The 4,688-nt window shown below is 71.4% G+C and carries 8 protein-coding genes; 2 read left to right on the forward strand and 6 right to left on the reverse strand.

The genetic code is table 11. The features are described 5' to 3' along the window. The 4 genes from G3573_RS20105 to G3573_RS20120 form a co-directional block, all read right to left on the reverse strand. A partial coding sequence (locus G3573_RS20105; protein ID WP_205598393.1) for a hypothetical protein occupies nt 1-218 on the reverse strand: 218 nt, incomplete at its 3' end. Between the two features lie 35 nt (nt 219-253). Then, entirely contained in the window at nt 254-781 is a 528-nt protein-coding gene (locus G3573_RS20110; RefSeq protein WP_163263453.1) for a DsbE family thiol:disulfide interchange protein, read from the reverse strand. Next, the gene (gene ccmD, locus G3573_RS20115) at nt 778-933 is read right to left on the reverse strand and encodes a heme exporter protein CcmD (RefSeq protein ID WP_163263454.1); all 156 of its coding nucleotides are present in this window, start codon (nt 931-933) and stop codon (nt 778-780) included. The genes G3573_RS20110 and ccmD overlap by 4 nt, the downstream gene beginning before the upstream one ends. Then, nucleotides 933-1,655, reverse strand: coding sequence for a heme ABC transporter permease (locus tag G3573_RS20120; protein ID WP_163263455.1), 723 nt, complete (start codon nt 1,653-1,655; stop codon nt 933-935). Before G3573_RS20120 ends, ccmD begins: the two co-directional genes overlap by 1 nt. A gap of 132 nt (nt 1,656-1,787) precedes the next feature. Between G3573_RS20120 and G3573_RS20125 the strand changes: the two genes are divergently transcribed. Continuing rightward, a complete protein-coding gene (locus G3573_RS20125; RefSeq protein WP_163263456.1) occupies nt 1,788-3,260 on the forward strand; it encodes a peptidase S41 in 1,473 nt (490 codons plus the stop codon). A gap of 4 nt (nt 3,261-3,264) precedes the next feature. On the opposite strand, the gene G3573_RS20130 is transcribed toward G3573_RS20125, so the two are convergent. Together G3573_RS20130 and G3573_RS20135 are read right to left on the reverse strand one after the other, a co-directional pair. Further along, nucleotides 3,265-3,699 carry an OmpA family protein gene (locus G3573_RS20130; RefSeq protein WP_163263457.1) on the reverse strand — a complete coding sequence of 145 codons (435 nt, stop codon included), beginning with the start codon at nt 3,697-3,699 and terminating at the stop codon, nt 3,265-3,267. A 148-nt stretch (nt 3,700-3,847) separates the two neighbouring features. Then, on the reverse strand, nt 3,848-4,186 hold the full coding sequence (locus G3573_RS20135; protein WP_163263458.1) for a glycine zipper domain-containing protein: 339 nt from the start codon (nt 4,184-4,186) through the stop codon (nt 3,848-3,850). Nucleotides 4,187-4,335: 149 nt separating this feature from the next. Here G3573_RS20135 and G3573_RS22070 point away from each other — a divergent pair. Beyond that, on the forward strand, nt 4,336-4,688 hold a 353-nt coding region (locus tag G3573_RS22070; RefSeq protein ID WP_205598394.1), incomplete at its 3' end, for a hypothetical protein.

Genomic DNA, 4,688 nt, shown 5'->3' on the forward strand with positions numbered 1-4,688 from the left:
GGACGGGCCGGCTCGGGCGCGGCGGCCGGCTGCGGGCGGGCCGCGGCCTGGGTCTGGACCTGGGGCTGAGCTGGCGTCTGCGGCGCGCCGATATTGGCCCGCGCCTCGCCCAGCGCCTGCTGGAAGAAGGCCCGCTGGGCCGCACGCGCGTCGGCCCGGGCCGCGGACGGCTGCGGGGTCTGGACGGGCGTGAAGCCGGGGCGGATCGGGCTGGTCATGGCCCCAAACGTTAACGGCTTCGGTCTATGAAAGGTTAACGGCGCGGCAAGGCCCGCCACTTGGCCAGCATCTCGTCGGCGTCGGCGGCGTTCAGCGGGCCGGTGTGCTTGGCGACCACCTTGCCGTCGCCGTCGATCAGGTAGGTCTCCGGCACGCCGGAGATGCCCAGCTCGATGCCGGCGCGGCCGTTCAGGTCCGACCAGGTGGCCACGAACGGGTCGCCCAGTTCAGACAGGAAGGTGAAGGTGTCCTGCGGCTTGTCCTTGTAGGCCAGGCCGACCACGCGCACCCCCTCGCCCTTCAGGCGCAGTAGCTGCGGGTGTTCGATCCGGCAGGGGCCGCACCAGGAGGCGAACACGTTGATCAACGTCGGCCCGTCCACCGTCGCGGTCAGCGGCTGCTCGGCGCCGCCGGCCAGCGGGCGCACGGCCACCGTCGGCAGCGGCTTGCCGACCAGGGCGTCGGGATTCACCTTGGGATCATGCTTCAGCGCATAGCCCGCGAACAGCACGGCCAGCGCCGCCAGCGCGATCAGCGGGGCGAGGGCCAGCCAGCGCTTCACGACTTGAGCTCCTGCTCGCGGCGCTCGACCTCGGCCTTCCACTTGCGCGCGCGCAGCAGGGTCGAGACCACGAGGTAGATCAGCACGCCGGCGCTGATCGCGTAGGACGGCCAGACGAAGAGGCCGTAGCGGCCCATGTCGAGGTCGAGCATCAGGCGCCTCCCGCGGCCTTCAGGGCCAGCGCGCCAGCCCGCTTGCGCCACACCTCGGTGCGGATGCGCACGATCCACAGCGCCGCGAACAGCACGTTGTAGGCCAGGCCCATGACCAGCAGCGGGGTCAGCAGGCTGGGGTCGATGCTGGAGCCGCCCTTGCGAAACACCGAGGCGCCCTGGTGCAGGGTGTTCCACCACTCCACCGAGAACTTGACGATCGGCAGGTTGATCAACCCGACCAGGGCCAGCACGGCGCTGGCGCGCGCGGCCTTCTGCTCGTCGTCGATGGCCGCCTGCAGGGCCATGTAGCCGAGGTAGAACAGGAACAGGACCAGCACCGAGGTCATGCGGGCGTCCCACTGCCACCAGGCGCCCCACATCGGCTTGCCCCACAGCGAGCCGGTGACCAGCGCCAGGGCCGTGAAGGCCGCGCCCAGCGGCGCGCAGGCGCGCGCGGCGGCGTCGGCCAGCGCATGGCGGAACACCAGGCCGAAGAAGCTGGCGCCGCCAAGGCAGGCGTAGGCGAACAGGCCCATCCACGCGGCCGGCACGTGGATGAACATGATCCGCACCGTGTCGCCCTGCTGGTAGTCCTCGGGCGCGGTGAAGCCGAGCCACAGGCCCCACGCGAACAGGACCGCCGCCAGCGCGCCGAGCGCCGGCGCGAGCGGACGGGAGAAGCTCATGAACCGCTGTGGGTTGGCCAGGACCGCGATCATGGCCGCGACATATTCCCGCTTACGCTGGCCGACAAGCCGCAGGTCGTCGCATGCCTGTCCGTAATTTCACTTAGCGCCTGTCCCGCGGGCGCGGCAGTAGACCGCTGGTCGGGGAACCATGGAGTCGCAAACATGATCAGGACGGGCGTGATCGCCGTCGCCGCCGCGGCGGTGCTGGCGTCGACGGCGCAGGCCGCCGAGCCGGGCGGGAACGCGGATTGGGGCGCGGCGCTGCGCCAGGACGCGGAGGCCTTCCACGACCTGATCCTGGATTCCCACCCCGGCCCGGTCGACCCCGAGAACCCCGGCTTCAAGCCGCTGCTCGAGCGCGGCCTGAAGGCCGCCCTGGTCCGCGCGAAGACCGCAAAAACCTATCCGGACTACTATTTCGCCCTGCAGACCTACGCCGCTTCCTTCGACGACGGCCACCTGGGCCTGACCAATTACCGGACGGACGGCTTCGTCTTCACGTCCCGCTGGCCGGGCTTCCTCACCGCGCTGCGCGGCGATCGCAACGAAGTCGTGTTCCGCGAGGACGAAGCCGCACCACCGATGGGCGCGGTCCTGGTCAGCTGCGACGGCCGCGCCGCGGACGCGCTGGCGGCCGAGGTGGTCGGTCGCACGGCGGGCCGGTGGAGCCTGCGCTCGCGCCGCGAGGCCTACAGCGCCGCCCTCTTCGTGGACTACGGCAATCCCTATGTGCGGCGGGCGCAACGCTGCGTGTTCGAGGCGAACGGCGCGCGCAAGACCTACGCCCTGGCCTGGCGCGACCTGCCGGCCGCGACGCGCGACAAGGGCTTCGCCGTGGCGAGCGCCCCGCGCTTCACCACCCCGATCGAGCTGCGGCCCTACGGCGACGGCGGGTTCTGGGTCGGCCTGGGCTCGTTCGACGGCGATCCGACGTCCGCCGACGGCGTGAAGCTGACGGCGCTTTCGAAAGCGGTCGAGGCCCGCGCGGGCGACCTGCGCGCAGCCCCGGTGGTGGTGTTCGACCTGCGCGGAAACAACGGCGGCTCCTCGTCCTGGCTCAGCGGCATGGCCAAGAGCTTGTGGGGCGCCGAATACGTGGCGGCCCGCGAACCGCAGTCGGAAGGCGTGGACTGGCGGGTTTCGGACGGCAACATCGCCCACATGGGCTTCCTCAAGGAGATGTTCGGCAAGGCCGAAACGCCTGACCCGGAACTGATGGCCTGGCTCGACGGCGCCGTGGCGGGCCTGAAGGCGGCCAAGGCCGAGGGCCGCCCCTACTGGCGCAAGGCGGACGAGGAGGGCGCGCCGGAGCCAGCCGTGGTTGCGGACACGCCGATGAAGGCGAAGGCCTACGTCTTCACCGACTTCAACTGCGCCTCCGCCTGCCTGGACGCGGTCGACCTGCTGACCGCGCTCGGCGCGATCCATGTCGGCCAGGAGACCTCCGCCGACACCGCCTACATGGAAGTCCGCGAACAGCGCCTGCCCGGCGACCGGGTCACGGCCTACGTGCCCGTGAAGGTCTACCGGGGCCGACCGCGCGGCAGCAACGTCCCGGCGGCGCCGGCGGTGCGCTACACGGGCGACCTGCGCGACACCGCCGCGGTGGAGGCCTTCGTCGGCGGCCTGCGCTGACCCCTCAGCGCTTCGGCCCGGCGTCGACGAACACCTCGACCCGCCGGCGCAGCGGCTTCGCCTCGCCCGAGGGGGTGGTGGCGCCGGCCGCGCCGGCGGCGGCGATCTCGAAGCTGGGCTTGGGCCAGCCGTGGGCGGCGAAGGCCTCGACCACATGGGCGGCGCGGGCGGCCGAGAGCTCCAGGTTCTGGGCCGGCGAGCCGCCCGCGTCGGCCAGGCCGACCACCCGCACGCTGTTGATCGCGCAGCCCTGCAGCCGCCTGGCGGCGTCGGCGACCACCGCCTCCGCCGGGCCGGTCAGGGTGGTCTCGTTCGTGTCGAAGTAGAGGGTGAAGCTGGTCTTGCCGCAGGCCGCGGCGGCCGGCTTCGGCGTCGGCTCGTGCATCCCGGCGCACCCGGCCAGGACCAGGGCCCCCAACACAACTCCCACAGGCTTCATGGCGATCTCCCTCCGCTCCGGCGACCGCCGAGCCAGGGATAAACTCGCAAAGCCCCGTTCGGGCTCAACAAGCCGTCCCGGAAAGCAGAAGGGGCGGCCGGTCCCCGTGACCGGCCGCCCCTGAATTGTCCTGCGTGCGGCGGCTCGCTCAGTAGCGGCGCTCACCATTTTCCCAGTAATAGTACCCGTCGCTCGGGTTGTAGTAATAATACCGCCCGGTGCGGGAGTCGTAGTACTGACGGGTGTTGACGCTGGACGCCTGCGGCTGCTGGCTCCTGCCGACCGCATTGCCGGCGACGCCGCCCACCACCGCCCCGATCGCCGCGCCGCCCAGCGTGTTGCCGCCGCTGACGTTGTTGCCGAGCACGCCGCCGGCGGCGGCGCCCAGGCCCGCACCGATGGCGGTGCTGCGGTTGACGTTCGGATCCGAACTACAGGCCGCGATCAAGAACGTAGCCCCGATAAGGGCGATCCCACTCTTTACCATACGCTACTCTCCCTGAATTCGCCCCGGGATTGAGAACGCTGGCGTTTGATGGGGGTTCCCGGCCCTATGCCCAACCTCGACCGTAGGGTAAACTGAAGGTTGACGTCGGCCGCGCGGGGGAGCGCGGCCTGGAGGATGGGGAGGCTTTCATGCGTTTTCCTGAGCCGGTCCGCGTGGCGGACGGCGGCGCCGCGCCGATCTGGGAACGGTCCAAGAAGTCGGGCGGAATCAATATCTTCGGCCTGCTGTTCGTGCTGCTCGCGCTGTTCGGCGTGACCACCATCGTGCTGCGCTTCGTCGATCACTCGTTCGCCGCCGGCGGCGCGCGGATCGACAAGATCGTGGACGTGCCGGTCAACGCGGTGAAGGGCATGCTCGGCAAGAAGGACGCCGAGGCTCCGGCCGAAGCGGCCGCGCCCGCCCCGGCCGAAGCTCCGGCGGCCGCGCCTGCTGCTGCGGCTCCGGCCGACGCGGCGGCGGCTCCCGCGGCCCAGGCTCCGGC

It is taken from the genome of Caulobacter sp. 17J65-9, from assembly GCF_010975005.1.
GTDB lineage: Bacteria > Pseudomonadota > Alphaproteobacteria > Caulobacterales > Caulobacteraceae > 17J80-11.

Bases quoted from the DNA above. Each gene is read 5' to 3' on its own strand.
- G3573_RS20125 (WP_163263456.1), top strand. From the start codon at position 1,788: ATGATCAGGACGGGCGTGATCGCCGTCGCCGCCGCGGCGGTGCTGGCG.
- G3573_RS20130 (WP_163263457.1), bottom strand. From the start codon at position 3,699: ATGAAGCCTGTGGGAGTTGTGTTGGGGGCCCTGGTCCTGGCCGGGTGC.
- ccmD (WP_163263454.1), bottom strand. From the start codon at position 933: ATGCTCGACCTCGACATGGGCCGCTACGGCCTCTTCGTCTGGCCGTCC.
- G3573_RS20135 (WP_163263458.1), bottom strand. From the start codon at position 4,186: ATGGTAAAGAGTGGGATCGCCCTTATCGGGGCTACGTTCTTGATCGCG.
- G3573_RS20120 (WP_163263455.1), bottom strand. From the start codon at position 1,655: ATGATCGCGGTCCTGGCCAACCCACAGCGGTTCATGAGCTTCTCCCGT.